The organism is Novosphingobium piscinae, from assembly GCF_014230355.1.
Classification (GTDB): domain Bacteria; phylum Pseudomonadota; class Alphaproteobacteria; order Sphingomonadales; family Sphingomonadaceae; genus Novosphingobium; species Novosphingobium piscinae.
In genome coordinates this window covers 59,306-86,072 of sequence record NZ_JACLAX010000007.1, presented here as the reverse complement: position 1 = coordinate 86,072, position 26,767 = coordinate 59,306, and the positions used below count along the sequence as shown (strand labels likewise).

The 26,767-nt window shown below is 62.3% G+C and carries 23 protein-coding genes and 1 pseudogene; 6 read left to right on the top strand and 18 right to left on the bottom strand.

Translation table 11 applies throughout. The annotated features are described in order from the left end of the window. Positions 1 to 54: 54 nt before the first annotated feature. Positions 55 to 951, top strand: a complete 897-nt coding sequence (locus H7F53_RS08870) for a LysR substrate-binding domain-containing protein (protein WP_185679126.1) — start codon at positions 55 to 57, stop codon at positions 949 to 951. On the opposite strand, the gene H7F53_RS08865 is transcribed toward H7F53_RS08870, so the two are convergent. From H7F53_RS08865 to H7F53_RS08785, 17 genes are all read right to left on the bottom strand, one after another. Continuing rightward, positions 939 to 1,163: a DUF2274 domain-containing protein gene (locus H7F53_RS08865; RefSeq protein WP_168903952.1), complete on the bottom strand. Its 225-nt coding sequence runs from the start codon at positions 1,161 to 1,163 to the stop codon at positions 939 to 941. The two genes, H7F53_RS08870 and H7F53_RS08865, sit on opposite strands and share 13 nt — an antisense overlap. Next, positions 1,160 to 2,356: a TraB/TrbI/VirB10 family type IV secretion system protein gene (locus tag H7F53_RS08860; protein ID WP_168903951.1), complete on the bottom strand. Its 1,197-nt coding sequence runs from the start codon at positions 2,354 to 2,356 to the stop codon at positions 1,160 to 1,162. Before H7F53_RS08860 ends, H7F53_RS08865 begins: the two co-directional genes overlap by 4 nt. After that, positions 2,353 to 3,384, bottom strand: a complete 1,032-nt coding sequence (trbG, locus tag H7F53_RS08855; protein ID WP_168903950.1) for a P-type conjugative transfer protein TrbG — start codon at positions 3,382 to 3,384, stop codon at positions 2,353 to 2,355. Before trbG ends, H7F53_RS08860 begins: the two co-directional genes overlap by 4 nt. Next, positions 3,381 to 4,064, bottom strand: coding sequence for a conjugal transfer protein TrbF (gene trbF / locus H7F53_RS08850; RefSeq protein WP_118072670.1), 684 nt, complete (start codon positions 4,062 to 4,064; stop codon positions 3,381 to 3,383). Before trbF ends, trbG begins: the two co-directional genes overlap by 4 nt. A gap of 3 nt (positions 4,065 to 4,067) precedes the next feature. Beyond that, the gene (gene trbL / locus H7F53_RS08845; RefSeq protein WP_168903949.1) at positions 4,068 to 5,384 is read right to left on the bottom strand and encodes a P-type conjugative transfer protein TrbL; all 1,317 of its coding nucleotides are present in this window, start codon (positions 5,382 to 5,384) and stop codon (positions 4,068 to 4,070) included. A gap of 1 nt (position 5,385) precedes the next feature. Then, a complete protein-coding gene (gene trbK-alt / locus H7F53_RS08840; RefSeq protein ID WP_168903948.1) occupies positions 5,386 to 5,706 on the bottom strand; it encodes a putative entry exclusion protein TrbK-alt in 321 nt (106 codons plus the stop codon). A 5-nt stretch (positions 5,707 to 5,711) separates the two neighbouring features. Further along, positions 5,712 to 6,488: a P-type conjugative transfer protein TrbJ gene (gene trbJ, locus H7F53_RS08835; protein ID WP_185679125.1), complete on the bottom strand. Its 777-nt coding sequence runs from the start codon at positions 6,486 to 6,488 to the stop codon at positions 5,712 to 5,714. A gap of 5 nt (positions 6,489 to 6,493) precedes the next feature. Further along, positions 6,494 to 8,959, bottom strand: a complete 2,466-nt coding sequence (gene trbE / locus H7F53_RS08830) for a conjugal transfer protein TrbE (protein ID WP_185679124.1) — start codon at positions 8,957 to 8,959, stop codon at positions 6,494 to 6,496. 6 nt (positions 8,960 to 8,965) lie between these two features. Next, positions 8,966 to 9,241: a VirB3 family type IV secretion system protein gene (locus H7F53_RS08825; protein WP_168903945.1), complete on the bottom strand. Its 276-nt coding sequence runs from the start codon at positions 9,239 to 9,241 to the stop codon at positions 8,966 to 8,968. Continuing rightward, positions 9,241 to 9,573 (bottom strand): TrbC/VirB2 family type IV secretion system protein, encoded by a 333-nt coding sequence (locus tag H7F53_RS08820; RefSeq protein WP_185679123.1) that lies wholly within the window; start codon positions 9,571 to 9,573, stop codon positions 9,241 to 9,243. The genes H7F53_RS08825 and H7F53_RS08820 overlap by 1 nt, the downstream gene beginning before the upstream one ends. Further along, complete coding sequence (gene trbB / locus H7F53_RS08815) at positions 9,570 to 10,553, bottom strand: P-type conjugative transfer ATPase TrbB (RefSeq protein WP_185679122.1); 984 nt, start codon at positions 10,551 to 10,553, stop codon at positions 9,570 to 9,572. Before trbB ends, H7F53_RS08820 begins: the two co-directional genes overlap by 4 nt. A gap of 137 nt (positions 10,554 to 10,690) precedes the next feature. Beyond that, on the bottom strand, positions 10,691 to 11,881 hold the full coding sequence (locus tag H7F53_RS08810) for a GIY-YIG nuclease family protein (protein ID WP_185679121.1): 1,191 nt from the start codon (positions 11,879 to 11,881) through the stop codon (positions 10,691 to 10,693). Then, the gene (locus H7F53_RS08805) at positions 11,874 to 13,934 is read right to left on the bottom strand and encodes a DEAD/DEAH box helicase (RefSeq protein ID WP_185679120.1); all 2,061 of its coding nucleotides are present in this window, start codon (positions 13,932 to 13,934) and stop codon (positions 11,874 to 11,876) included. The genes H7F53_RS08810 and H7F53_RS08805 overlap by 8 nt, the downstream gene beginning before the upstream one ends. A 4-nt stretch (positions 13,935 to 13,938) precedes the next feature. After that, complete coding sequence (locus H7F53_RS08800) at positions 13,939 to 15,075, bottom strand: Fic family protein (protein WP_185679119.1); 1,137 nt, start codon at positions 15,073 to 15,075, stop codon at positions 13,939 to 13,941. 146 nt (positions 15,076 to 15,221) lie between these two features. Further along, on the bottom strand, positions 15,222 to 17,945 hold the full coding sequence (locus H7F53_RS08795; RefSeq protein WP_185679118.1) for a class I SAM-dependent DNA methyltransferase: 2,724 nt from the start codon (positions 17,943 to 17,945) through the stop codon (positions 15,222 to 15,224). Positions 17,946 to 18,004: 59 nt separating this feature from the next. After that, complete coding sequence (locus tag H7F53_RS08790; RefSeq protein ID WP_118072663.1) at positions 18,005 to 18,388, bottom strand: CopG family transcriptional regulator; 384 nt, start codon at positions 18,386 to 18,388, stop codon at positions 18,005 to 18,007. Continuing rightward, complete coding sequence (locus H7F53_RS08785; protein ID WP_185679117.1) at positions 18,385 to 20,370, bottom strand: conjugal transfer protein TraG; 1,986 nt, start codon at positions 20,368 to 20,370, stop codon at positions 18,385 to 18,387. The genes H7F53_RS08790 and H7F53_RS08785 overlap by 4 nt, the downstream gene beginning before the upstream one ends. A gap of 306 nt (positions 20,371 to 20,676) precedes the next feature. Here H7F53_RS08785 and H7F53_RS08780 point away from each other — a divergent pair, with 306 nt between their 5' ends. Beyond that, a complete protein-coding gene (locus H7F53_RS08780; protein WP_185679116.1) occupies positions 20,677 to 22,068 on the top strand; it encodes a DUF4365 domain-containing protein in 1,392 nt (463 codons plus the stop codon). A gap of 376 nt (positions 22,069 to 22,444) precedes the next feature. Here the strand turns inward: H7F53_RS08780 and H7F53_RS17660 are convergent, their stop codons facing one another. Continuing rightward, positions 22,445 to 22,588, bottom strand: coding sequence for a hypothetical protein (locus H7F53_RS17660; protein ID WP_246438782.1), 144 nt, complete (start codon positions 22,586 to 22,588; stop codon positions 22,445 to 22,447). Between H7F53_RS17660 and H7F53_RS17985 the strand changes: the two are divergent. The 4 genes and pseudogenes from H7F53_RS17985 to H7F53_RS08765 all read left to right on the top strand — a co-directional run. Continuing rightward, a pseudogene (locus H7F53_RS17985) lies at positions 22,553 to 22,732 on the top strand (hypothetical protein); the annotation flags it as partial. The gene H7F53_RS17660 and the pseudogene H7F53_RS17985 sit on opposite strands and share 36 nt — an antisense overlap. A 357-nt stretch (positions 22,733 to 23,089) precedes the next feature. Continuing rightward, positions 23,090 to 23,755, top strand: a complete 666-nt coding sequence (locus H7F53_RS17655) for a hypothetical protein (protein WP_246438781.1) — start codon at positions 23,090 to 23,092, stop codon at positions 23,753 to 23,755. A 7-nt stretch (positions 23,756 to 23,762) separates the two neighbouring features. Beyond that, positions 23,763 to 24,770, top strand: coding sequence for a phosphoribosyltransferase-like protein (locus H7F53_RS08770; protein WP_185679114.1), 1,008 nt, complete (start codon positions 23,763 to 23,765; stop codon positions 24,768 to 24,770). An 8-nt stretch (positions 24,771 to 24,778) separates the two neighbouring features. Then, complete coding sequence (locus H7F53_RS08765) at positions 24,779 to 26,767, top strand: ORC-CDC6 family AAA ATPase (protein ID WP_185679113.1); 1,989 nt, start codon at positions 24,779 to 24,781, stop codon at positions 26,765 to 26,767.

Below are 26,767 nucleotides of genomic sequence, written 5' to 3'. Positions count from 1 at the left end.
AATCGGCGAACACTTCTCAACACTGTTCGCCGTGAACAGGAGAGCTGATCTAGCGTGACCGTCGAAATTCGTCAGCTTCGTTTCGCGGTCATGTCCGCAGACCTTCGCAGCTTCTCGAGAGCGGCGGCCAGACTCAATGTAAAGCAGGCCACGCTCAGCCGAAGCGTTCTGCAACTTGAAGACAAGCTTGGCGTCAAACTGTTCGGGCGTACTACCCGGGGCGCTGAGCCGACCGAAGCCGGCAAGGTCTTCCTCGAGACCGCACGCCGGATCATCACTGATCTTGATAATCTTCAGACCACGGCGCGGGCGGTCGGTTACGGCGAGCAGGGCCGCCTTGCTGTCGGTTATTGCTCCTCGCTGATGGCCGGCCATGTCAAGGCTGCCTTCTCGGACTATCTGACCCGGTTTCCCGATGTCCAGTTCGACGGGGTCGAAGGCGATCCGGACAAGCTTTGCAGCGATCTCAGAGCCGGGACGATCGACGTCGCGATCGCCCCGCACGGCAGCGAGGAACAGGGGATTGCCTCGCGCCCGGTCTGGTCCGAGCGGCTTGTCGCCGCGCTCTACCCCGGGCATCCTTTGCTTGAGGAAAGCCGGATCTACTGGGGCGATCTTCGCCGCGAGGTCTTTGTCGTCCCGCGCCAGGGAATCGGTGAGATGATCCGCAATCTGATCACTGCCCGCGTCACCGGGCAAGGCTACCGCCCCAACATCATCACCCAGGAAACCAGCCTCGAGAGCGTGCTCAGCATGGTGCCGGTTGGACGCTTCATCACCATAGCCACCGAAGCCTCGATGGGGGTTGCATGGCCAGAACTGCAGTTCCGGGACATCTATGACAATGGCGGCACCGCCCGGATCGACTTTGCGCTCTACTGGCGCGAGGATAACGAGAACCCCGCGCTGCAGCGCTTTTTCACGATGATCAACGAGCGTTATCCGGCCTGAGCACGTCTCGCTTTGGCAAAGGCGCGGTCGCTGGCGACGAATCGTTCCAGCATCGGCACAATCAGGCGTTCGACCGTCGGCGCGCCCGCCGCGGCCCCACCATTCACTGCTGCCGCATAGGCCAACAGCTCGCGGTGCAGCCGCGCGGGCAGCTCGATTGTCAGCCGGACCGGTTTTTCGTCGGCAATGTCCGAAAGCTTAAGGCGGGTCATTGGCCCGCTCCCAGAATAAGGTCGCGCGTCACCAGCACCCGCACCGGAAAGCCGGGCCGGATGGTCAATGTCGGCCGCACGTTGAGCTCCCGGCTGACGATCTGCTCGCCGGCGCGATTGATGCTGTCTTGTGTGCCGCGCCGGAACGCGCGGGCCAGGTTGCCATCATCGCCTGAGCCGAGTTCCGCACCAGCGCCCAGCAGGGTCGAGACCAGCGCGGCCTTGAGTACCCCGCCCCAGTGGTAATCGGTGCCGTCCTGCAGCCCGGCAAAACCTTGCGTGTCGGCGGCGGGCTGCCGCTCGAGCACCACCGAGCGGCCATCAGGCAGGATCAGCCGGTTCCAGGCGAGCAGAACCCGGTTCTGGCCGAAGGCGACATCAGCGTCGTAGTCGCCGATCAGCCGCGCGCCTTGCGGGATCAGGAGGATCCGTCCCGTCGGACTGTCATAGACGTTCTGGGTCACCTGGGCCGTCACCAGCCCGGGCAGGTCCGAACGGATGCCCGTGATCAGCGCCGCCGGGATGACCGAACCGGCCTGGAGGATCGCAGGGGCTGCGAGGCCAACGAGCCGCTCGGAAGAAACGGTTCGCCGGTCACTGGCTCGGTCGAGAAAGGCCTGCCGGCGCGCGGCATCGGAAGAAGGGGCCGTAGCGGGCGCAGAGCTTGGCGGGTCGCCTCCTGCAGGCGGGCTGGCCAAGCTCCCGCCAACCGAGCCGGTTGTGCCACCTGCGAAGAACAGACGGCTGCCGCGAGCCGCTTCGCGTTCCTGCTCGGCGCGCTGTCTGGCAGCTGCGGCTGCATCGGCAGCGGGATTTGGCGCAGGCCCGGAACCTGCCGGCGGCAGGGCCGCCACATCGCCGCGCTTCTGGGCATCGAGGATCGGCTTGCCAAGGTCACCGGGGAGCGGAGGACCGAGCTTGGGCACCTGGCCATAGTCCTTGGGCGCGCCGGCGAGATTGTCGGCCACGGCGACACCATCGGTATTGTAGAGTTCCTCGGCACCTTTTCGTCCCTCGGGCTGGAGGGCGTAGATCAGGGCACCGCAGACCAGCGCACAGGCAGCAGCCGAGGCAAGTCCGATGGCCTTGCGCGACAGGCGCATGACGCGCGGGGGATCGCCGCGCAGCTTCACCGCGCTTTCGGGATCGACCAGCGGCTGCTCCCGGTTTTCGTTGTCGGCCGCCCCGGTCATGACCGGCCCCGGCGCGCGGTGACGATCCGCACCTTGTCCTGGCCCTTGCGCCCGCCGAGCCGGAGCTCGGCAGCGGCAAAGAGCCGGTCGACAATCATGTAGCGTCCCGAGACGCGGTAATTGACCAGTTCGGCCTCGCCGCGCGCGCCCAGCACGAACAGCGGCGGCAATTCGCCTTGCGCAATGCTTTCCGGAAACTCGATGAAGACTCGCGTGCCGTCATCGAAGGCACGCAGCGGTCGCCAGGTCGGCTTGTCGCCTGCGATCCGGTAGCCGAAGTTGAGATTGGCAAGGTCCATGCCTGCGGCAACGGGCGCGGCGCGCTCAGCCTCGGCACGATCCCGCCGCAGGGCAATCAGTTCGTCCTCCGGGTAGGCCCAGGAAACCGAGGCCATGTAGACGGAAGGGTTGGCGCGCAGTTCGAGATGATAGGTGCGCCGGTCGGTGTTGATAACGAGATTGGTGGCGATGTCGGGCCGGATCGGCTTGACCAGAATGTGGACCTGTTCGCTCGCTCCGCTGCCGCTGACGGTATCGCCGATCATCCAGCGCACGGTATCGCCAGCAGCAACCGGACCAAATCCGACCAGGCGTTCGCCGGGCTGAAGCGCAATGTCGGTGACCTGCCCAGGCTTGGCATAGACCTGATAGAGCGCGCCCCTGGTGAAGGGATAGAGCTGGATCGCGTTGACGAAGCCGGTGCGGTCAGGCTGCACCCGCGCGGCATCGTTTGCCGCTCCCACCTGATCGCGCGGAGCGGGGTGACTCCGGGTCAGGCGGGAGCGGCCCGCAGCGGGGGGCTCCGCCTGCGGCAAGGGTTTGAGCTGACCGGGAAGCGGCAGCGGTACGGGGATCGCCACCACCCGGGCGCCCGAAGCAGGCGCCTGCGATGTCTCGCTGACCGTCGCAGGCGCGGCAGGCGGGGACGCCGGGTGTTCCCGGGCCTGCAGGGGATAGACGAGCGCGAGGCTCGAGCTGAGGGCAGCGAAGGTCAGGGCGCGCGCCGCGCGCCGGGTCTGACTGATCATGATCCGAGTTCCTTTGACCAGTTGATGGCATTGACGAAGATGCCGAGCGGGTTCTTACGCAGGGCATCGGGAGTGCGCGGGGGCTGGACCACGGTGGTGAGGATCGCGGTCCAGCGGCTTGTCTCGGCGAGACTACCGTCGCGGTAGCGGCGCTCGACCCAGGCGACCCGGAAGCTGGTCGGCGATGCGCGGATCACGCTGGTGACATCGACGCCAACCTGCTCCCGCCCGATGAGGGCAAAGGGATCGTTGGTCCGGGCATAGTCGTTGAGGGCGAGCGCGCCCTTGTCGGTCGCGAAATCATAGGCCCTGAGCCAGTTCTGGCGCACGACGATCGGATCGTCGGGGATGCTGCGGACCTGCTCGATGAAGCGCGCGAGGTGGAAAGCGACCTGAGGATCGGACGGTGCAAAACCGGCGTCGGCAGGGGCCACGGCCTGGGCTTCGCCCAATTTGTCGACCTCGACCACCCAAGGCACAATGCTGCCGCGTGCGCCCTGCCAGATGATCCCGGCGGTCAGGCAGGTCGACAGGCCCAGCGCGCCGAAAAAGGCGATCCGCCAGTTGCGGGCCTGAACGCGGGCCGATCCGATCCGGTCATCCCAGACCTGGGCGGCGCGCTGGTAGGGCGTTTCGGGTTCGGGAGTCCTGCCGTAGCGGATCGAGGGTCGTCGGAACATGCGTCAGTCCTTTTCCGAGGTATCGATGGAAGCGCCGGCACCGCTGCTGTCGCCGGCCTTGAGTGTGTGGGCAGCGATGGTCGCGCCGTGAGTGATGGTCTGCCGGTCCTTCATGGCCCTGGCCCAGGCGGGCGGGCCGGCTTCGCCATCGGTTGGCGGCGGCGGCGGAGTGTTGGGACCGGGGGTAATCGTGCCGCCCGTATTGGTGATCGCGGCACGGCCGCCATCGCGGAATGACTGCTTCATGCCTTCACCGGCCTTGCGCAGCGGCGAAGTTGCTGCGCCGAGCGCAGCGTCACCGACCGCTGCCATGCCGGATCCGACGGCAGCTGCGCCCCTCTTGCCCGCCGAGCCCATGGCATAGGCGGTGGTGGCGCCGCCGGCGGCGCGCGATGTGCCATGGGCAACACTGGAAGCCGCACTGGCAACCGCGCCACCTGCCAGTTTCGCACCGGCGACAGCTCCGGCAGCAGCACCGCCCGCCATGAGCGCGGTTCCGGCAGCGGCGCCTGCGCCAAGCTGCGGTCCGCCAGCGACAATGCCGTTGGCAATGCCGGGACCGAAAATGCCCAGACCAAGCAGGGTCAGGCTCGCCAGCACGATCGAGAGCGCATCCTCGATCGTCGGCTCGGCCGGAATGGCGCTGGTGAATTCCGAAAAGATGGTCGAGCCGATGCCGACGATGACCGCCAGTACGAGAACCTTGATCCCGCTCGAGATGACATTGCCGAGCACGCGCTCGGCCATGAAAGCGGTCTTGCCGAACAGGCCGAAGGGGATGAGCACGAAACCGGCGAGCGTGGTCAGCTTGAACTCGATCAGCGTGACGAACAGCTGGATCGCGAGGAGGAAGAAGGCGATGACGACCAGCGCCCAGGCGACCAGCAGGATGATGATCTGCAGGAAATTCTCGAAGAAGCTGACGAAGCCCATCAGATCCGAGATCGCCTCGATCAGGGGCCGCGCGGCATCGAGCCCGACCTGGGCGACACGGCCGGGCTGGAGCAGTTCGCCTGCCGAAAAGCCGGTGCCGCTGGCCTTGAGGCCGAGGCCGGCGAAGCTCTCGAAGACAATCCGGGCGAGGTTGTTCCAGTTGCCGATGATGTAGGCGAAGATCCCCACAAACAGGGTCTTCTTGACCAGACGGGCGATGACGTCGTCCTGCTCGCCCCAGGTCCAGAACAGCGCGGCGAGCGTCACGTCGATGACGATCAGCGTGGTCGCGATGAAAGCGACCTCGCCCGACAGCAGGCCGAAACCGGAATCGATGTAGCGTGAGAATATGTCGAGGAAGCGGTCGACGACGCCGGTGCCACCCATGTCACTGGTCCTGTACTGACGGTTGGTGAAGGTGCGGCGGCTCGGCTTGTGGGGCCGGTGACGGCTCTCCGCCTTCGATCCCGAGGAAGCGCCGCCGCTTCTCGGCCCAGGCCGCGCGGCAATCGGGTGACGACAGCGCAAGCTCGCCCATGGCGGCGCAGGCCTTCAGCTGTGCGGGCAGCGGATCGCCGTCCGGCTCCCAGACGGTGACCATCTCGGGCAGAGGGACCTCTCGCTCTTCGCGCATGGTCAGCACGGTCATGGTCAGCGCGACAGCGACAAAGGCTCCGGCTGTGATCCGCGCGAAGAGCTTGGTCTCCATGGCGTTCAGTCCCGATAGAGCTTCGTGCTCACCGGCACGTAGCCGCGGCCCGGCGCCACGAAGCGGCGCAGCTGCTCGCGGGCCTGGGCCTTGGCGGCAGCTTCATTGGCGGCATCGAGCGCCTGGGCCCGGTTCATTGCCGCCATCGTCGCGATGAGATCGGCGAGCTGTTGCGACTGCAGCGCGAGCAGCTGGTTTCCGGCTTGTGCTGCCTGAAGCGCGCCAGTGGCCGACTGGCTGGCAGTGACCAGGCTCTGCACGGCGGTGCGGGCACCTTCGATGTTCTGCACGGCTCCGGCCTGTACTTTGAGCGCATCCTCGAAGGCCCCGACGCTGGTGCGCCAGCGCTCTTGAGCGTTGCGGACCATGTCGCGCTGCGATCCGGTCAGGCTGGCGGGCGAATAGTTGCGGGCGAACTCGCGCTCGATCGCCTCGACATTATGGGCGATGCCCTGGGCTTTACTCAGCAGCTGCTGGGTCTGCCGGATCTGCTGCTGGAGCGGCTCGAGCACGGTCAGCGGCAGGGCCTGCAGGTTGCGTGCCTCGTTGATGAGCTGCGTTGCCTGATTCTGCAGCATGCGGATCTGGTTGTTGATCTGCTCGAGAGTGCGGGCTGCGGTCAGCACGTTCTGGGCATAGTTGGAGGGATCATAGACGATCCCGCCGAACCCGAACTGGGCATGGGCCGGGGCGGGCATGATCGCGGCCGCACCGAGTGACAGCACAGCCGCGCCTGCCGCGAGGATCGGCCGGAGGCCCGGGGGTTTACGGGGCGATTTCATGGGCACTACTCCTTGGGTTGGCCCACAGCTTGATCGCTGCGGGCGGGGGAAACAGGATCTGCGGGAAGCATGTCGGCGGCCCAGGCGAGACCGCGATGCCTGAGCCAGGCCCGGGCAAAACCTGCGGTGCCATGGGTCTCGGTCAGCTCGCTGATCACCAGCTGGTCGGTCTTCGAGGAGGCGGCGGCAAAGGCGAGTGCAACCTCGCCGAGGCCCAGTTCGAACAGGCGGTTGCCGCGGGCTGACTGGCAGTAATAGTCGCGCTTGGGGGCCGCGCGGGCGATGATCTCGATCTGCCGGTCATTGAGGCCGAACCGGCGGTAGACCGAGAGGATCTGCGGCTCGATCGCTCGCTCGTTGGGCAGGAAGATGCGGGTCGGGCAGCTCTCGATGATAGCGGGGGCGATCGCCGAGGTTTCGATGTCGGCAAGGCTCTGGGTCGCAAAGACGACGCTCGCGTTCTTCTTGCGCAGGGTCTTGAGCCACTCGCGCAGCTGGGCGGCGAACGCCGGGCTATCGAGGACCAGCCAGCCCTCGTCGATGATGATGAGGGTCGGCGAGCCATCAAGGCGGCCTTCGATGCGGTGGAAAAGGTAGGAGAGCACGGCAGGGGCGGCAGCCGAACCGGTCAGCCCTTCGGTTTCGAAAGCCTGGAATTTGCCTTCGCCCAGCTGCTCGGCCTCGGCATCGAGGAGCCGCCCGAAGGGCCCGCCGATGCAATAGGGCGCGAGCGCCTGCTTCAGGGCCTGCGACTGGAGCAGCACGGCAAGACCGGTGAGCGTGCGCTCGGCAACCGGCGCGGTCGAGAGCGAAGTCAGGGCCGACCAGAGATGCTCCTTGGTCGCCGGATCGACGGTTACGCCCTCGCCGGTCAGGATCGCCTGGAGCCATTCCGCCGCCCAGTTGCGCTCGGCAGGCTCGTCGATCCGCGCAAGGGGCTGGAGCATGACAGCGCCGGCGCCATCGCCTGCCAGACTGGTTCCGAGATCCTGCCAGTCGCCGCCGCAGGCGAGCGCTGCCGCCCGGATCGAGCCCCCGAAATCGAAGGCGAAGATCTGCGCGCGGTCATACCGCCGGAACTGCAGCGCCATCAGCGCGAGCAGGACCGATTTGCCCGCTCCGGTCGGTCCGACGATCAGCGCATGGCCGACATCGCCGACATGGAGCGCAAAGCGGAACGGGGTCGAGCCTTCCGTGCGGGCATAGAATAGCGGCGGCGCCCTGAAATGGGCGTCCCATTCCGGCCCGGCCCAAACTGCGGAGAGCGGGATCATGTGGGCGAGGTTCAGGGTCGAGATCGGGGGCTGGCGGACATTGGCGTAGACATGGCCCGGCAGCGAGCCGAGCCAGGCTTCGAGCGCGTTCATGCCCTCGACGATCACGGTAAAATCGCGGCCCTGGATGACCTTTTCGACGAGGCGGAGCTTTTCCGCCGCCATGGCGGCATCTTCGTCCCAGACGGTGACCGTGGCCGTGACATAGGCCATGCCCTGAAGGTCCGAGCCCAGTTCCTGCAGCGCCGCATCGGCATCGGCGGCCTTGTTCGAGGCGTCGCTGTCGAGCAGCGCCGAGGCCTCGTTGGTCATGACCTCCTTGAGGATCGCGGCAACCGACTTGCGCTTGGCGAACCACTGGCGGCGGATCTTGCCCAGCAGCTTCGTCGCATCGGTCTTGTCGAGCATGATCGCCCGGGTCGACCATCGGTAAGCGAAGCCTTGCGAATTGAGCTCGTCGAGGATGCCCGGGAACGTCGCACTCGGAAAGCCGACCACGGTCAGGGTGCGCAGATGGGCTTGGCCGAGCCTGGGTTCGAGACCCCCGGTCAACGGTTCGTCGGCCAGCAGCGCATCGAGATGCATCGGCGTCTCGGGGACGCGCACCCGATGATTGCGGGTCGAGATGCAGCTGTGGAGGTATGTCAGTGTCTCACTGTCACCCAGCCAGGCGGCTTCGGGCACGAAACCTTCGATGAGGCGCAGCAGCCGGTCGGTGCGATCGCTGAACAGCTCCAGCAGTTCACGCGCCTGTACGCCCTTGTGGGCCTTGCCTTCGTAGAGCCAGCTCTCGGCCCGCGCGGCATCCTCGGCGGGCGGCATCCACAGCAGCGTCAGATAATAGCGGCTCTCGAAATGGGCGCCTTCCTCGGCAAACTGGGCGGCGCGCTCACGCTCGACCAGGGCCGAGGCCGGATCGGGGAAGTCGCTTTCCGGGTAGTCCTGCGCTGGGCGGCGCACCGCTTCGACGAAGATTGCCCAGCCCGAACCGAGGCGGCGCAGCGCGCTATTGAGACGCGCAGTGGTCGCAATGAGCTCGGCAGGGGTCGCGCTGTCGAGATCGGGCCCCCGGAAGCGGGCAGAGCGCTGAAAGCTGCCGTCCTTGTTGAGCACCACGCCGGGCGCGACCAGCGCCGCCCAGGGCAGGAAGTCGGCGAGGCGGTCAGCCTTGTTCCGGTATTCGCGAAGCGAGAACATGGAGCGTCACACCCTCAGGAAATTGGGGAAGCGCAGGTGCCGCCGGGCGACATCGACGAATTGCGGATCGCGCCGGGCCGCCCAGACTGCGACCATGTGGCCGAGCGCAAAGAGGACGAGACCGGCGATCCACAGGCGCAGACCAAGCCCGATCGCACCGGCCAGCGTCGCATTGGCGATCGCGAGGCCGCGCGGCGCGCCGCCGAGCAGGATGTGCTCGGTCAGCGCCCGGTGGACGGGCACGACGTAACCCAGCGGCAGTCCAGGCGGCGGAGTCTCCATCAGACCAGCGCTCCGCCGCCGAACGAGAAGAACGAGAGGAAGAAGGACGAGGCCGCAAAGGCGATCGACAGGCCGAAGACGATCTGAATCAGCCGCCGAAAACCGCCGGAGGTGTCGCCGAAGGCAAGCGCGAGGCCGGTGGCGATGATGATGATCACCGCGACGATCTTGGCGACGGGCCCCTGGATCGATTCGAGGATCGACTGGAGCGGGGCTTCCCACGGCATGGACGAGCCGGCGGCATGGGCCGGCATGACCGTGACCAGGGCGGCGGCAGCAGTGAGCATGATCGCGGACGCGCCATTGCGGGCGCGGGCAAGGGTGTGGGTCATGGGCATTCTCCTTCGGTTGGGGGAACAAGGGGGATGAGGTGGTAGTCGCCTGCGGCATCGAGGCCTTCGACGCGGACCAGTTCCGCGAGGCGGCGACCGGTGCCGTCGCGGACGAGCACGGCGATGACATTGATGGTCTCGGCAATGAGGGCGCGCGGCACCGTGACCACGCTTTCCTGGATCAACTGCTCGAGCCGCCGCAGCGTGCCGAGCGCAGAGCCGGCATGGATCGTTCCGACCCCGCCGGGATGGCCGGTGCCCCAGGCCTTGAGGAGATCGAGCGCCTCGGCGCCGCGCACCTCGCCGATGGGGATCCGGTCGGGGCGCAGCCGCAGGGCCGAACGGACCAGATCCGAAAGCGAGGCCACGCCATCCTTGGTGCGCAGCGCCACCAGATTGGGCGCGGCGCATTGCAGCTCGCGCGTATCCTCGATCAGCACCACCCGGTCGCCGGTCCGGGCAACCTCGGCGAGGAGCGCATTGGTCAGCGTCGTTTTGCCGGTCGACGTCCCGCCCGCGACGAGGATATTGGCCCGCGCCGCGACCGCGGCAGCAAGAGCATCGGCGAATGCCGTCGGCATGATCCCGGCCGCGACATAGTCCGCCAGAGTGAACACCGCGCCTGCCGGCTTGCGGATCGCGAAGCTGGGCGCTGCCACCACCGGCGGCAACAGCCCCTCGAACCGCTCCCCCGTCCCGGGCAATTCCGCCGAGACCCGTGGTGCGCCTGAGTGCACCTCGGCGCCCACATGATGCGCGACAAGGCGGATGATCCGCTCGCCATCGGCGGCGGACAGCACCGCGCCCGTATCGGCAATCCCAAGCCCGAGCCGATCGACCCAGAGTCGTCCGTCGGGATTGAGCATGACTTCGATGACCGCCGGCTCTTCCAGCCAGGCACCGATTTCAGGGCCGAGCGCCGTGCGGAGCATGCGCGCACCGCGCGTTGCTGCCTCGGACCGGATCGGAATGACGCTCATCGCTGCCTCGCAATTGCGCGCACCGACAACCGGCCCGCGTGACGAGGCGGATCAAAAGGGCATCAAATCACTTGGGAGCAACAGCAATTTGCCTCCGTCGCAGGCTAGCGCAAGGACAGAAGCAAACGGCGTACAGGCTATTCAGAAACGAAGCGCGCCTGATCCCGATCATAGCGGAAGCTCGTAACCGAGCCGTCACTGATCCGCGTGACCAGTTCGTCGATGGCGCTCAAGGGTACGAGGAACCACTCGCGCGGCTGAACTGTCTTGCCGAACCGGTCTCCGGCCGAAAGGTCAAGTCGTGCGGGGGCCAGCGCGCGGTGGATCAGCCCTTCGAGCTTGGAGCGGTTGATATTGTAAAGCCGGTACTCTGCCACAACCTCGACGTCTGCGAGCAGGAATGTCGGATCATTGCGGGCGTTGGCAATCCTGCTGGCTACCGGTTGTCCGGTGACGCCGATCTTGTGGATCAACTGGCGATGCTCATCGACGAACGGGTGCGACGATTTGCTGCGCAGGACATAGATCGTACCGCTTTCGAGGTCGTCCGGCTCGGCAATGCTGCCGAAGAGCGGTCCTGCCAGTTGTTCGGTGATCCGCCGCGCCGATTCGTCGCGGTACAGCGCCTTCTGGAACGACCGCGACAGCACGCTCGCTTCGGTGCCATTGTCGTAGATCACCCGCACCCGCCGGTCAGTCCGTTCGTACTGGGTAACGAATTCCTCTGTGGAAGCGGCAATGTAGGCCAGCTGTCCCCCCACGATGAAGAAATTTCCGGGCTGGATTTCCGCGAGGGTGACTTCGGACTGGCCAAGGACCTTGGCCTGACGCGCGCCCGCCGCGAGGTCCGCCTGGACCGCATCGAAGAGGGGCCTGAATTCGGTAAAATCGGCGCAGCGTTCCCGGTTGGCGATCTCCTCGGCCGACCGTTTCTCCGCACGCGGGGCAACATGGCGCAGCTGGGTGATGTCACTGCCCGGATCCGCAGCAATTCCTAGTTCCGAAAGCAAGGCGGCATCATCAAGCCCTTCCGGCGAGGCTGCCGGCACGGCTGCGGCGTCGAGGATGCCGTCGCGGTCGAGCGGCGCCAGCAGTTCCCGTGCTTCGGGCATTGCGCGCAGCTGGTCGAGACGAACAGCATAGAGACGTTCGAAGATATCCCGGTCTTCGCCATGCTGCGGTAGCCGGCCATGTTCGCTCACGAACCGCTGGATATCCTCGAAACCGGCGATGATGCGCTCCTGCAGCGGCGTCAGCGACCGCGTCGTCTCCTGTGCCAGGTCGACACCGAGTTCCGCCAGAAGTTCAAGATCGCTCAGTTCAGCCATTGCCGGCGGCCTTCGTGGCGTGTCGCTGGAGAAAGGCGATGCCTTCAGCCATCTTGCGCTCCCATGCATCCTGCGAGGTGAGCGAAGGCAGTCGGCCTCGTTCCCGTTTGAATTCCAACGCCCGTTCTGCAAGCGCACGGGCATCCTCGTAGGTCAGCTTGTCCTTCTTGGAATTGATCACCGCCTGGACCTGGACAAGCGTCTGGGCGTCCATGGCCTTCGACAGCACCGCGTATGTCGCGCTGAAGGGATTCACCCGGTCGATGAGGTCGATATCGAGGTCGGTCACGCTCAGGGCGAACTTGCGAACGCCGTCTACAAATGCCGTGCTTGCCTTGAGTTCGCCACTGCCGTCATCGAGCACCGCTGCCTTGGCTTGCTGTGTGAGCGTCATGGCGGCGACAGCATGCTGACGCACCGCTTCCTGGTCATCTTCGCTGAGTTCGGGAAACTTTTCGCGGATGATCTTGCCCATCTTCAGCTGGGTCAGCTCCTCCGGCACCACATCGGGATCGAACATGCCGCGTTCGACGATGGACTTCTCCTGTACAAAGGCGGCGATGACCTCGTTGAGGTCCTCCCGGCAGATGCGGGTCGCCTCGATGCTGGTGGGGAGTTTGAGCCCCTTGATCTCGAAGTGCATCTGCCCCTGGGCATTGACGCCGATGTTGAGCTCGCCTTCCTTGTAGCCATTCTCGCCATAATCGAAACCGGGCTTGGGGCCCGCGTCCTTGGGCGTGAAATCGAAGCGCGGCGCCAGAACCTGTTCCATCAAGAGACTTGCGGCGATGGCCTTGAGGTAATCGTTGATCGCATCGACCACGAGCGGATCGTCCGCCGCCGGTTCCGCGATCAGGTTCGTGAAACGCGCGCGCAGCTTGCCCGGTGCGTCGCGGGTGGCGCGGCCGATGATCTGGATGATTTCAGTGAGGCTTGAACGATAGCCGACGGTCAGAGCATGCTCGCACCAGATCCAGTCGAACCCCTCCTTGGCCATGCCGAGCGCGATGATGATATCAACAAAATCGCGGTCCTCGCGGGCCTTCGGAGATTTGAGCGCGGCGACGACGCGGTCCCGCTTTGCCGGATCGTCATCGACCAGGTCGGCGACTTTGATCACTGCCCCGGCCGAGGTGCGGATCAGGTGAAAACCAGTCTCGGGGTCGACGCCTTGCCAGTCGCCAAGGTGGTTCATGATGTCCTCGGCCTCGCGGTGCTTGTCCTTCAGGCTCTCGCGAGAATTGACCGAGGGAATGTGGACGATCGTCTTTACTGTCGGGTCGAGCAGCGCAGAGATCTTCTCGGTATAGGGTCCGGTGTAGAAGCTGTATCCGATGTCGAGGGTCTTGAGATACTCGTAGCCGTTGAGCTGCTGATAGTAGGTATAGGTGACGGTCTCGAACTTCGTTTCGTCCTCGGGCGCCAGCACCGGAATGGCATCGCCGCGGAAATAGCTGCCGGTCATGGCGACGATGTGGGCCTTGTCGCGCGCGATCAGCTGCGCCAACTGAGCGCCCAGGCGGTTGCCTGCATCGGCAGAAACATGATGAAATTCATCGATCGCGATCAGGCGGTTGTCGAAGGCTTCGGGACCCAGCTCATCGAAGGCAAAGCGGAAGGTTGCATGGGTGCAGACCAGAACCCGCTCGTCGCTGGCGAGGAATTCGCCGACTGCCTTGACCTTGGATCTGGCAACCTTGGGGTCATCGGCTCCGGGGGCATTGCACAGGTTCCACTGCGGCGCGACCACCCAGTCCTCGTGGAAGCCATACTTGCTGAGCGGTTCGCTACCAAAGCTGGCGCCGATCGAGCGTTCGGGCACACAGATGATGGCCTGGCGCACGCCCTGATTGCTGAGCTTGTCCAGCGCCACGAACATCAGGGCGCGCGATTTGCCCGATGCCGGGGGCGACTTGATCAGCAGGTATTGTTCGCCCCGTTTCTCGTACACGAGCGCCTGCATCGGGCGCATGCCCAGCTCGTCCGACTTGGCCGACACGCCGGTGTGCGCGGTCTTGAAGGAAACGGTGGGAATGATCTTGTCGTCGGCCATGCGGCTACTTTCGGAAGAGTTCGAGATAATCGTGGAACAGGAAGAGCCGGTTGCGCCTCTGGCCGGTCACTTCCAGAAGCACGCCATGCTCTACCAGATCATTGATGAGTGATGCGGCAGTATTGGTCGTCGTCGATAGCAGTCCGGTGACCGCCTTCACATCAATGACCGGCCGTCCATAGAGGTAGCGCATCAGTTGCTGGGCATTTTCCTGGCGGCGATGGCTGAAGCGCGGCAGCACCTCCCGTTCGATGCGTTCCTTGAGAGCCAGAATCGCCCTGAACACATTGGCCGAAGCCCGGGCGGTTTCCTCCACGCCATGGAGAAAGAAGATCAACCACTCGCGCATGTGGTTGCCCTGACGCACGGCCATCATGTGGTCGACGTAGGCGGTCTTGTTCCGTTCGAAATAGTCGGAGAGATACAGGGCCGGCTTCACCAGCAGCTTCTCCGAAGCCAGGTAAAGCGAGATCATCAAGCGGCCCAGTCGCCCGTTGCCGTCGAGGAAGGGGTGGATCGTCTCGAACTGGTAGTGGGCGATGGCGATCTTGATCAGGGGCGGGACCATGATCTCGGCGTTGTGCAGGAACTTTTCGAGATCGCTCATCAGTTCGGGAACGTGATCATGATGCGGCGGCACAAAGGCCGCGTTCTTCAGGCTTACCCCGATCCAGTTCTGGCTGATCCGGAATTCGCCGGGCCGCTTGGTTTCCCCGCGTACGCCATCGAGCAGGATGGCGTGGGTGTCGCGCAGCAAGCGGTTGGAAAGCGGCAGTCGCTCCAGGCTTTCGATGGCGAAAGTGATGGCGTGGATGTAATTCTGGACCTCGCTCCAGTCGTCACGCACTTCGGGGAGGAGGTCTTCAGCGTCCTTGAAGGCGTCTTCGATGTTGGTCTGGGTGCCTTCGATCCGGCTCGATTGCGTCGCTTCCTTGGCCACATACATGCGGATGAAGAATTCGATGTCGGGGATCAGCTGAGCAAACGCGTTGAGCTCGCCCAGCGCGCGGTCGGCCTGGCCCAGCAGCTGCAGCACCTGAGGGTCGGATATGGTCCAGCCATGGTTGATCGAATCGGGCAGGAAGCTGCGATATTCCAGCTGGGCTTCGTGGCGCCCTGCCTGATAGGCTGAAAGTTCCATAATTCAGAAAAGGCCCCTCAATCTGCCATTGCGATTTTCATATGTCAGATTTGCGCTGACACAAAGGCCTTATTTCAGATTCTACCCCATTTTCTGATTTACGAATTCCGCTATGTCAAAATCCCATCCGCACCGGCACGCACGGGTCACGCCGCCTTCGCGGTCATCCGGGTGTAGAGATCGAACAGCTTTTCAAGCCGCTCGGTATCGTTGCGGAAACGGCGGCCGATATAGATCCGCTCCAGCACCTCATCGTTGCGCTCATGGGCATGGCGCAGGTTTTCCGGCATCTTCTCGGGATCATACAGTTCGGCAATGGTTGCCGGGAAATGGGCCTCGCGCGCCAGCAGGATATTCTCGGCGCAGCGCGTGAGATCCGCCTTATTCTGCTCGGTCAGCTTGGGAACCGGGAAGGTGTTCCACCCCATGGTGTTCGAATAGCGATAGCGAGTTTCAAGCTTCCCGCAGACCGCAGCGACCCACACCAGATGAAGGCGTGAGGCAACAAGCGCAAGGTTCCAGACCGGGCCATCGTATATCGCCAGCGCTAGATTGGATACGCGCACATCAGGATCAAGAAGGCCACAAGGCAGGTATTCCCTGCGTTCTGACGAAACGCTCGGGACAATGATGGTGCGTTCGCGCCCGATGATGGTCCGTTCAAATTTGTAGGGCGTCTCCAGCCCCGCCTTTCCACGCTCGCTGCCGTTTAGGCGATAATCACGAATGGCTTCCAACCGGGCCGCAATGGGCGGAATCGAATATGCCAGGTCGGCGTCTTCATCGGCGATCCACAGACAGTAGCGCTGCAAACCGTTGATGAACTCGTTTGAGCCGACAATCGGTCGGATCAACTTGGCAGCCTCGGTATAGGTCGCGATCAGTTGCCGCATTTCATCCGACGACAAAAGGAGGTTGCCCTTGTCGCGCGGGATGTTTCCGCCAAACATGACCGACACGTTTGAGACAGGCTCGGACGATCGTTCCACGATCACGGTTTCACCAGCGGAGAGATAAGGGTTGATATTAGCGACCTCTTTTCGGGTCGTGTCGGAAAAGATGAACTTCCGCCGCTCCTGCTTGTCCGCGACACCGACAATCACGCAGGTGACCTGCGCGTTGCGCGAGGCATTGTTACCCCACATGAAATTCTCGTGCGCGAAGTAGATGGACTGGCCGTTGTTGAAAATCCTAGGCCAGATCAGCGGCACCTGAACGCCCTGGCATATGGAATTGGTGGAAACGAACGCGAAACGGCCGCCGTGTCGGATGTAATCCGAGGCCTTCCAGAACCACCCGGCAATATAGTCGACAGCACGCACATCCTGGCGTCCGGTCTTGAAGGCCTTCAGGTCCTCCTTCTGCTCCTTGGTCTGGAACTTGTCGCCGATATACGGGGGATTTCCGCAGATGTAGGTTTCGCCCCCCTCGTTGGCGAAGTCGATCTCGGTCTGATCGAGCGGAGTTTCAAACAGATCGTCGGCTCGCGCTTTCACACCCGTGCCAGCCGGCGGGCAGATGCTCAGCCAGTCGAGCTTCAGGGCATTGCCACGAAAGATCCAGTTCTGGCTATCGAGCGGCAGAAACTCGGCCAACGCCTCCTTCTGTCCGCGATAGAGCACGTCGCATTGGTACTCCGCAATGATCAGGGCCAGCCGCGCGATCTCAGCCGGAAAATCACGTAGTTCAATGCCACGAAAATTGGTGAGCGGGATGTCGCTGCGCCGGTCCGGCTCGCCGCGGCGCCGATTTATCTCGGCCTCGATTTCCCGCATCTGCTTATAGGCGATGACGAGGAAATTGCCGGATCCGCAGGCAGGATCGAAGACGCGGATCCGCGCCATCCGGTTGCGCAGGTTGAGCAGCTTGCGGCCATTGTCGTCAGCTTCTTCCAGCTGATTGCGCAAGTCCTCCAGAAACAGCGGATTCAGCACCTTCAGGATGTTCGGCACGCTGGTGTAATGCATGCCGAGCGCACCGCGCTCCTCGTCGTCGGCCACCGCCTGGATCATCGAGCCGAAGATGTCCGGATTGATCTTCTTCCAGTTCAGGTTGCCGATGTGCACCAGATAGGAACGGGCGATCCGGCTGAAGCGCGGCACTTCCACGCTACCGGAAAACAGCTGTCCGTTCACGTACGGGAAGCCGTTGGCATAGCGGGGTATGCTCGCCCCGGCACGATCAGCGAGCTTGGTATCCATCGCGCGAAAGATTTCGCTGATCACATGCGCCGTGTCCGACGAATCGCGTGCGCTGATCTGCTCGACCGTGCGGGTAAACAGGCCTTCCCCGTGGAAGATGTCAGTATCTTCGGCAAAGAAGCAGAAGATTAGGCGGGCCATGAAATGGTTCATGTCCGGGCGGCGTTCGGCAGTCGCCCAGTCCGGGTTGTCCTTCAGCAGTTCGACGTAAAGCTTATTGAGCCGGCTTGTCGCCCGGATGTCGAAGGTACTCTCGCGGATCTGCTTGACGGTGGTGATACCAGCCAATGGCAGGAACACGCCGAAGTGATCGGGGAATTCGGCATAGGGGCAAGCCACTGTCTCGCCACTGGCAAGGTCTTCGGCCTGGAACTGATCGCCGTCGGTTGCCAGAATGAATTTCGCCTTCGCCGCTGCCGTCTTGGGGCTTTCGCGCAAGGCCTTGAGGGTTTCGTCGACAGTGCCCGCGGCACACGTGGCAATATGAATATTGCTGCGCTGAAGCACACCGCCCGGAACGTCCGATGCATTGGAGGCGCCAGTCCGCAGCTTCTTGATCGTAGTGGCCTTGTTGCCGAAGGCCTCCAGAAACGCGAACGGGAATTCCGTGCGGTCAAAAGGCTGTTCGGCCAGTTCAGAAATGGCCTGTTCGATCTCTACTGCATTCATGGCACAGCATTACGCCGGGTTCGGGGCCGATCACAAGGCGGGAGAGGCAGAGAAGCTGATTACCGCGCAAGGCGTTGCTCACTCTCCATCCGCCGCGCGAGAGCTGAGACGAAAGCCGTGAACCGCTCCTGCGCTTGGGCTTGCGCGGCCGGAAGCTGGCTGTCCGGCAAGGCCGGGTTGGAGATGAGCCAGGTCCGCACGAACAGGGCGATGGCCTCATTGCCGACCTCGACATGGTAATCCAGCTTGTCCAGCTGCCGTGAAATCCGGTCCAGACGGCGGCTGAAGGCGGCTTCCATCCGTTCGGAACTGTCTGGCGACAGGAACGATGCCAGCGCTGCCTCGACCACGGCAGCCTGCGAAACCCGCTTGCGCGAAGCGTAGTCAGCCAACTGGTCGGCAAGCTCGGGCGGCAGGCGGAAGGTGTGGCGAGTGCGTTTCACAGCTCGATCCCGTCGCCAGGGTCAAGCGCCGCCTGCCGGGCAACGGTCCGCATCCGGTCTGCTTGCCGCCGGCTTTGCGCCAGGTCTTCCTCGATCATGGGTTCCTCGAACTCGAATTCGTTGACCACGCGCGGGGGTAGGACGATCTCCTCATGCTCCGGCAGTTCCGGCTCCCGCCTGATGCCGCCATTGTCCGCGTCACAATCTTCGTCGTCCGCCGGAGCCGGGTGCTTTTGCGCTGTTGGCGACTGGACGATCATATCCGCCCAGGCACCCGCATTCGCGGTGTTTGGTGCGGCCCTCCGGCACTCTGGTGGCGGCAGGATACGTGCGATCAGTCGTCGATCCTTGAAATACCGCGCCTTCTTGGCACGGATAGGATGCAGCCCGGCCAGCATCACGATCTCGTCATCCGGCGGGAGCTGCATGATCTCGCCCGGCGTCAACAAGGCCCGGGCCGTTTCGGAGCGCGACACCATCAGGTGGCCAAGCCAGGGCGAAAGCCGGTGTCCGGCATAGTTTTTCATGGCGCGCATTTCCGTGGCCGTGCCCAGCGAATCCGACACGCGCTTGGCGGTGCGCTCGTCATTCGTGGCGAAGCAGACCCGCACATGGCAATTGTCGAGGATGGCGTTGTTCTGGCCATAGGCCTTCTCGATCTGGTTGAGCGACTGGGCGATCAGAAAGGCCTTGAGGCCATAGCCTGCCATGAAGGCCAGCGCGCTCTCGAAGAAATCGAGCCGTCCCAGCGCGGGGAACTCGTCCAGCATCAGCAGGACGCGGTGCCGCTTGCTGTCAGCCTCAAGTTCTTCCGTCAGACGCCGTCCAACCTGATTGAGGATCAGGCGGATAAGCGGCTTGGTCCGGCTGATGTCGGAAGGCGGCACCACGAGGTAGAGGGTCGCTGGCTGCTTGCCGGTCACCAGGTCCATGATCCGCCAATCGCATTGCCGGGTGACCTCGGCGATAACCGGGTCGCGATAGAGGCCAAGGAAGGACATGGCTGTCGACAGGACGCCGGACCGCTCGTTCTCGGATTTATTCAGCAATTCGCGCGCGGCACTGGCGACCACGGGATGAACCCCGGCTTCGCCAAGGTGGGGTGTCGCCATCATGGCAGTCAGCGTCGCTTCGATGGTGCGGCGGGGATCGGAGAGGAATGCCGCCACTCCGGCCAGGGTCTTCTCCGGTTCGGCATAGAGCACATGAAGGATCGCGCCGACTAGCAGCGAGTGGCTGGTCTTTTCCCAGTGATTGCGGCGTTCAAGCGAGCCCTCGGGATCGACCAGAACGTCGGCAATGTTCTGGACATCGCGGACTTCGGTCACGCCGCGCCGCACTTCCAGCAAAGGATTGTAGGCTGCCGAATTGGCGTTTGTGGGATCGAACAGCAGCACCCGGCTGAACGTCGAGCGGAAACCGGCAGTGAGGTTCCAGTTCTCGCCCTTGATGTCGTGGATGATGGCCGAGGCAGGCCAGGTCAGAAGGGTCGGGATGACAAGCCCCACGCCCTTGCCGCTGCGGGTCGGCGCGAAGCAGAGGACGTGCTCCGGACCGTCGTGACGAAGATAGCATTGTTCATTCTGGCCCAGCACGGCACCATGATCGCCCAGCAGTCCCGCGCCAGCAATCTCGGCCCCATCAGCCCATCGTGCGGAGCCGAACGTCGCCGTCCGTTTCAATTCGCGCGCCCGCCAGACCGACATGACTATAGCGACAACGACGGCGGCAAGCCCACTGGCAGCAGCAATCATGCCGCCCGTCTCAAAGACCTCCGGGGCATAAGCTTCGAAGCTGAACCACCACCAGAAAATTGCCGGCGGCGGATAGATCGGGTGACCGAAGGCAATGCCCATCGATGCTCCCAGCTCGGGCTGATATCCCAGAGCCGCTGCCGTCCATTGGGTAGCTCCCCAGACACCAACCACCACGATGAGCAGAACGGCTGTGATCTGCCCCCAGAGAATGCGGGTTCCTGACATGACTGCGCTCCTTCAGGGAACGCTGGTGAGCCAGAAGCGGGCATTCAATACAGTCTGTTGAGCGAGCGCAGAGTGGCGTAGTAGAAGAAGGGCTCGGCGAACTCAGCCGTGACTTTGTCACTGTCCGGTTCCGCCGACCTAGCCGACTCTTGACAGTTCGGAAATACTTCCCGAAGCCTGCACCTCCTGCCACGGTTCACTAGTAGCGCAGGACGTTCAGCATCGACAGGTGTGCGATCGCGCGGCACAGGCGATCTACAAGGCCTTACAGTAGCCTGTGCAATGCTAACGACACGAGCGGGTGAAGTGAAGAAGCGGGTACGAAATGCGCGGCAGGGTCGGGCCGGCGTCATTGCCGTCGAGCAGGCATGTAACCGGCTCGACCTCATCTGGCGTAATCTTCTAGAGGAGGACGTCGGGGTCGACGGCACGATCGAGGTCGCGCTTGGCGAATTCCCCACAGGGAAGCTCGTTGGGGCCCAGATAAAGTCTGGCATGAGCTACGTTCGGTCGGAGACAGCGACCTCCTTCAGGTTCTATCCCGGCAAAGATGACCTCGCCTACTGGCGCGAGCTGTCGATACCGCTCTTCCTGTTCGTTCATCACCCAGGCGAAGACCGCGTTTATTGGGTCGACGTCACTCATCATATTGAGTCCCGCGGAGACGATCCGCTGGGTACAAGCTATATAGAATTCTCGAAGAATAATCAGCTCGACGCCGCGTTCGAAACCTATCTTCACGGGCGATTCGACTTGGTTGTGTATAACGACGGCCAGTATGCAGAGTTGCGCCATGAACTTGAGAAACTGGTTCACACAGACGGCAGCGGCAGCGGAACGGTTAGTGTCAGCGCTCTTGACCTCTTTGTTGAGGGTCTATGGGGTCTCTGCAGTAAGCTGCAGTTCCATTCGAGCCTGCTCTCCGACATAATCCGCAAGACGGTGAGGGATCGGGAGGGGACGGTACCGATCACCTACACTTTCGACCGTGCAGTTTTATACCCCTTCTTTACGCGCTATTTTAACCTCCTGACCAAACATCATCTTGCACTTATCGACAGTGCAGACATCAACAATTCTCTATACGCCAAGCTCGAATATCCGGCCTTCATCGCCGTCCTCACGACCAATGGGCGACGGTTCGTCGAATATCTGCGTTCTTCTGGACGCGAAAATGTTCATGACAACCAGTTTCTTAGCCTCACCGCTCGTCCGCATGTACAGATCGAGGTCTATTCTAGCTTTGAACTATTGGGCGGTCGCGCAAATTTCGGTCCTTTCACTGATGTCCTTGCCATCCGCTTCAACCCCTATCTCGACTATTACGAACTGACGCACGTGTGTCGCAAATCGCCGGGAGAGCCCCCGGTGGAGATCGTGGATCAGACTGTCCATTATCATGAGCTGCGCGAGTACATCGCTAACCGGTTCGATGAGGTCGATAAAGACAAGCTCCTGTTCCGCTATTTCGACATACCGCTCAGCCCACTGGTCTGCTGGCTGGAAAGCTGGAATCCTAACCCGAGCGGGATGCCAACCCAGGAGCTTCGCGGAAAGTCGGTGACCGACTGGGCGGGTTTTCATGACGAGATGATGGCGATCTTGCCTGGGGCGGCTGAGGTTACGGAGCCGCCGGAAATGGCTTTCCCTAAGGCTGTTCTCGCCAGCGGGGAAACGCTGGTCAGAACTCCAGCCTAGGCTGCCGTAAGATTTGCCCGACCGCCGAGCGCGGCCTTCAAGATTTGTCGAAGAGCTCTCGCTGATTACGCGACGGGCAAGCGAAAGGGGCTGGACCAATCCATAGCCTCGCTCCGGCGGAGCATCATGCGAACCACAAGCGGCACCGAATAGACTTTCGCGAACAGGTATCGTTGAGGTAAAGCAGTCCCATCGGTGTAGGGCGATGGCATGCGTGACAAACGCGCGGCACCATATTGTGTTTAAAGGGCGCTGGGCGCAAGCAGTCAGCTTCGAAGTGGTCGACGAAATGCAGGGGGAGCGACTATTGGCGACAACTGAAGCGGTGCGCTTAATACCGATGCGGCACAGCGAAGCGAGGAGTGGTAGGCGAGCATCAGGAGATTTCGTTCCCTTCCCGGTCGACACCACCATGGCGCTCGCCGCTTTGACGCGGCAGTTCGCCGACAGCGGAAAGCCGGTTGAGGTCACGTTCCGAAAGCTCGTGCACTGGATCAGGTCCGGCGAGCGCTCGAGCCATTACCTACATCCTTATCCAGGGAAGTTGCTGCCGCACATCGCACATTTTTTCTTGGCTAATGGCACCTACGCGCGCCCAGACGACACCGTGCTTGACCCCTTTTCTGGGTCTGGCACGGTCGCCCTCGAGACGGTTCTATCTGGCCGTACGGCGTTATACGCGGAGGCGAACCCCCTCGGTCGCCTGCTTACCGCAGTCAAGACTCACCCGATTGACACGGCGGGTGTCGCAGTCGCTCTTGAGCAAGTGCGCGGCTCATTTGCGAAGTCACGAGCTCGGAAGCCTCCTGAGGTTGTGAATATCCAAAAATGGTATTCTCCCGCAGTGATTGCTCAACTTGTACGCCTCCGGGCGGCAATAGACGCTCTTGACGCAGGCCATCAGCGCGACCTCATGCTTGCAACATTTTCAGCAGTTGCGCGAAAGTCCAGCAACGCGGACCCGCGTTTCTCTGTACCCGTTCGGTATCGGCCTGGCGATGCGCCAGCTAGGCCAGCCCCGATGGAGCTTTTCGTATCGCACCTTTCCGCAAACTGCGCCCGGCTTGCGACACTCGGGCTAATTGACGGCCTGGGCGAAGCGATCGGTGCCGGCAATGATGCGCGTTCGCTAAAGGCCGCTGACGGGTCACGCTTGGCCGACGGGTCGGTTGGGATGATTATCTCCTCCCCCCCCTACGCTGGAGCCCAGAAGTATGTGCGCGCATCAAGCCTGAGCCTGGGATGGCTTGGACTCACGCCAGCTAGCCAACTGCGGGGGCTAGAAGAACGTACGATAGGTCGCGAGCACTTCGCGAAAGCGTCGTGGGGTAAGCAGCATCCGTCAGGCATCGCGTGTGCGGACGCCCTGATCGCCGAGATTGCAAAGGAGAACCCGTCACGCGCAACAATAGTCGCTGTATATCTCTCAGAGATGCGAAGTGCGCTCACAGAGGCCGTTCGGGTTTTGCGGCCTGGGGGCCACCTCGTGCTTGTCATCGGGGATAACACCGTCTGCGGAAGGCGCTTCGCATCCTCGGAATATCTGCGCGAGATGCTGGAGCAATTGGGGATGACAGTAGTCCTCTCGCTTGTCGACACGATCCTGACTCGGCAGCTAATGACCCGGCGCGCGAGTACCGCCGGCATCATCGCGACCGAATCCGTAATCGTATTTCGCAAGGACTGAATGATCTGTGAGTGATCTAGACGATCTTCTGCCGGGAGACGCGACGACAACGCCGGAAGACACGTGGGCAGCACTACGTGAGCGCATCACAATTCTCAGCGAGCGTGCGTGGGAAAACCGCAACACTTGGCCAAGCGTCCTCGCTTGGCTACGAAACTTCAATGGCCGGTCGGGCTTCGATCCCGAGGTCGAGCAACTTCACGCACTCTTCCTACTATCGCAGTTCCTGTTCATTGGCGGCGCAGAGACGCGGGTGCTGCTGCAAGCAGTTTTCCGAGACCTGTTTATGGTCCCCCTGATCCAGGAAGTAAGGCGAGACCTCGGCGGGTCACGTGACTGTCAAGCAGTGGCGCAGGGCGTCCATGCGGCACTGGCGCGTACTCGCTTCCTTGGCGTCGGCAATCCATCGGAAAGCGGTGTGCATTTGCTCTACTACTTTAGACAGGAAAATGCTCTACCTAAGGACTTATTCTTAGATCCAGCAGCCATGTTTACTACAACGGTCACCCCGGACGGCGTAACGTCTAGGCAAATCGCCGACGCCAACATCAATAGATACGTTTTCGTCGATGACGTATGTGGGTCTGGGGATACGGCCATAAAATACTCCAGAAACGTACTGACTGAGCTTGCCTCGCTGTTGCCGGACGTGAAGCTGCACTACCTTTCGATGTTCGCGACGAAGGCCGGGATGGAGCGCGTTCGTCGCTACACCAGATTCGGAGAGAATAGCGCAGCTGTGTTCGAGCTCGATGAGACCTATCAATGTTTATCCGAAAGGTCTCGCATCCTGCACGCGAAACCTGCGCACATCGATCCGGCCACCCTAGCTAAAGTTGCACTGACATACGGCGCACTGATTTGCCCCGCACACCCTGGCGGGTTCGATGACAACCAGCTTCTCATTGGCTTTCAGCACAACACTCCCGACAACACGCTGCCTATCATATGGGGCGAAGGCTCTTTAGGGATGCCTTGGACCCCCGCGTTTAAGCGATATCCAAAGCTGATCTAGGAAAGACGATGCGTAGTAGCCACCGCGACAATCCGTTCGACACAAACAAGGCGACTGCATTCTCGGATGATCAGATCGAGGCGCTTTGGGTCGACCTAGCAAATGTGCAAGGTGGCCTCGTCGAAATCCTGAAGCCCACGTCACATACGCCGATGTTGCTGCTTGGCGGGAAGGGCAGCGGCAAGACGCACTTGATGCGCTACTGCTCGGCTCCCGTGCAGGCTGCACGGCACTCCGCTAACATGGCTCGCGCGGCCCAAGTCGATGGTTATCTGGGTATTTATGTCCATGCGGACGCCCTCAACACGGACAAATTTGCAAGGGACGACGGCGCTGAGGAAAGATGGAACCTCATTTTTGCACACTATTTCGAACTCTGGCTCGCGACGGCTCTGCTGACAGTGCTGCGCGACTATCTGTCAGCCTGCGACGATGCCTTTGACGAGAAAGCATTCGCGGCGGAGGTTTGCGGACTGTTCGACAGAGAGCCTGAGCTACGGCCTGATGGATTGGAGCAACTGCTCGTCACGATTACGAGCACGCGTAAGGAAATCGACTTCGAGGTCAACAACAGCCGACTTCGTGGGAAATATCCGGACGTTGTAATAACGTTCTCGACCGGCGCCCTAGTGTTTGGAATTCCGCCACTGATCTCCAAATACGCGGCAGGGCTGCGCGATACCCTATTCGTGTACTTGATAGATGAGGTGGAGAATTTCACGACCGAGCAGCAGAGATTCCTAAACTCGCTCATTCGCTATGTTCGCGGCAACGCAACAATTAAGGTCGGTGCGAGGCTCTATGGAATTAAGACTTTCGACACGCTCGGTTCTGGCGAACCAATCCGACGCGACGCCGAGTACGAGCGCGTCGTCTTAGATGAGATTCTTAGGGACCACCCCGATCAATATGAGCAATTGGTGAGGCAACTCGTGGTCAAGCGGATTGCATCCGCAGGTTATGGCAGCGTCGCACCGGACGCACTCGACGAACACTTTGAGCAGCTCGATCCGAGCGAATACTGGCGATCAATTGACGCACGCCTGCCGCAGTTGAAGGGGCGCGAACCAGCTTACCTGAAGAGCATCGCCTCTGATCTTAAGGCCTCAGTGGGCGCTGACGACGTGACGACCACAGAGGTCGTGCGCCGTCTAGCTTTGCCGGAGCGGCGATATTTAGAAAAGGCGGCGGCATTTTTTTTCCGGAAGAACTGGCCCGCGACGGCTGTCGAGGCACTTGAGCTCGCTACGCGAGCTGGAACGCAGGCGCGCGCTCTCGCGGAAGGCAACCGGGAAGGTGGAGCTGACCTCGCGAAGATCATCTCCTACTTCGATTCCGATATTCTCGCTCAGCTGCACCGAGATCACCAGCAGCGGGTACCATACGCGGGCTTCAAGACGATCATTGGGCTCTCACAGGGGATTACCCGCAACCTACTCGTCGATCTGAAGCACATCTTCCGACGCAGTCGCTTTGCCGGCGAGGAGCCGTTCGCAGGTGGTGTCATCTCCATCCAGTCTCAGTCGGACGGTGTTCGTGATGGTGCCTCTTGGTTCTGGGAGGACGCACAGCCGCCGAGTGGAGCACTCAAGGTTCGCGACTCGATCGAAAGCGTGGCGATTTTGTTCCGAACGGTGCGTTACAGCGACTCCCCGTCCGAATGCGATCTTTGCGCCTTCAGCGTGCAACTAGACACCTTGACCGACGACAGTCGCCGTACCCTCCAAGTCGCAGAGAACTGGTCCTACCTGATCAGAATAAAGGAAGGTAGACGCAACAAGAACAACGATCAGGTCGATGCTCTTTATCAACTTGGTCCAATGCTTGCACCTCGATGGGAGGTTTCTGAGCACAGACGCGGTTCGATGGAACTCTCGACCGAGCTCGCGAATGCAATGTTCGATCCCGCACGGCGATCGGGCCTAGCGGCCCTGATGAAGAAGCGCGTGTCCCGACTCTTCACCCCCACCCCCGAAACCACTGACCGCCTGATCTGA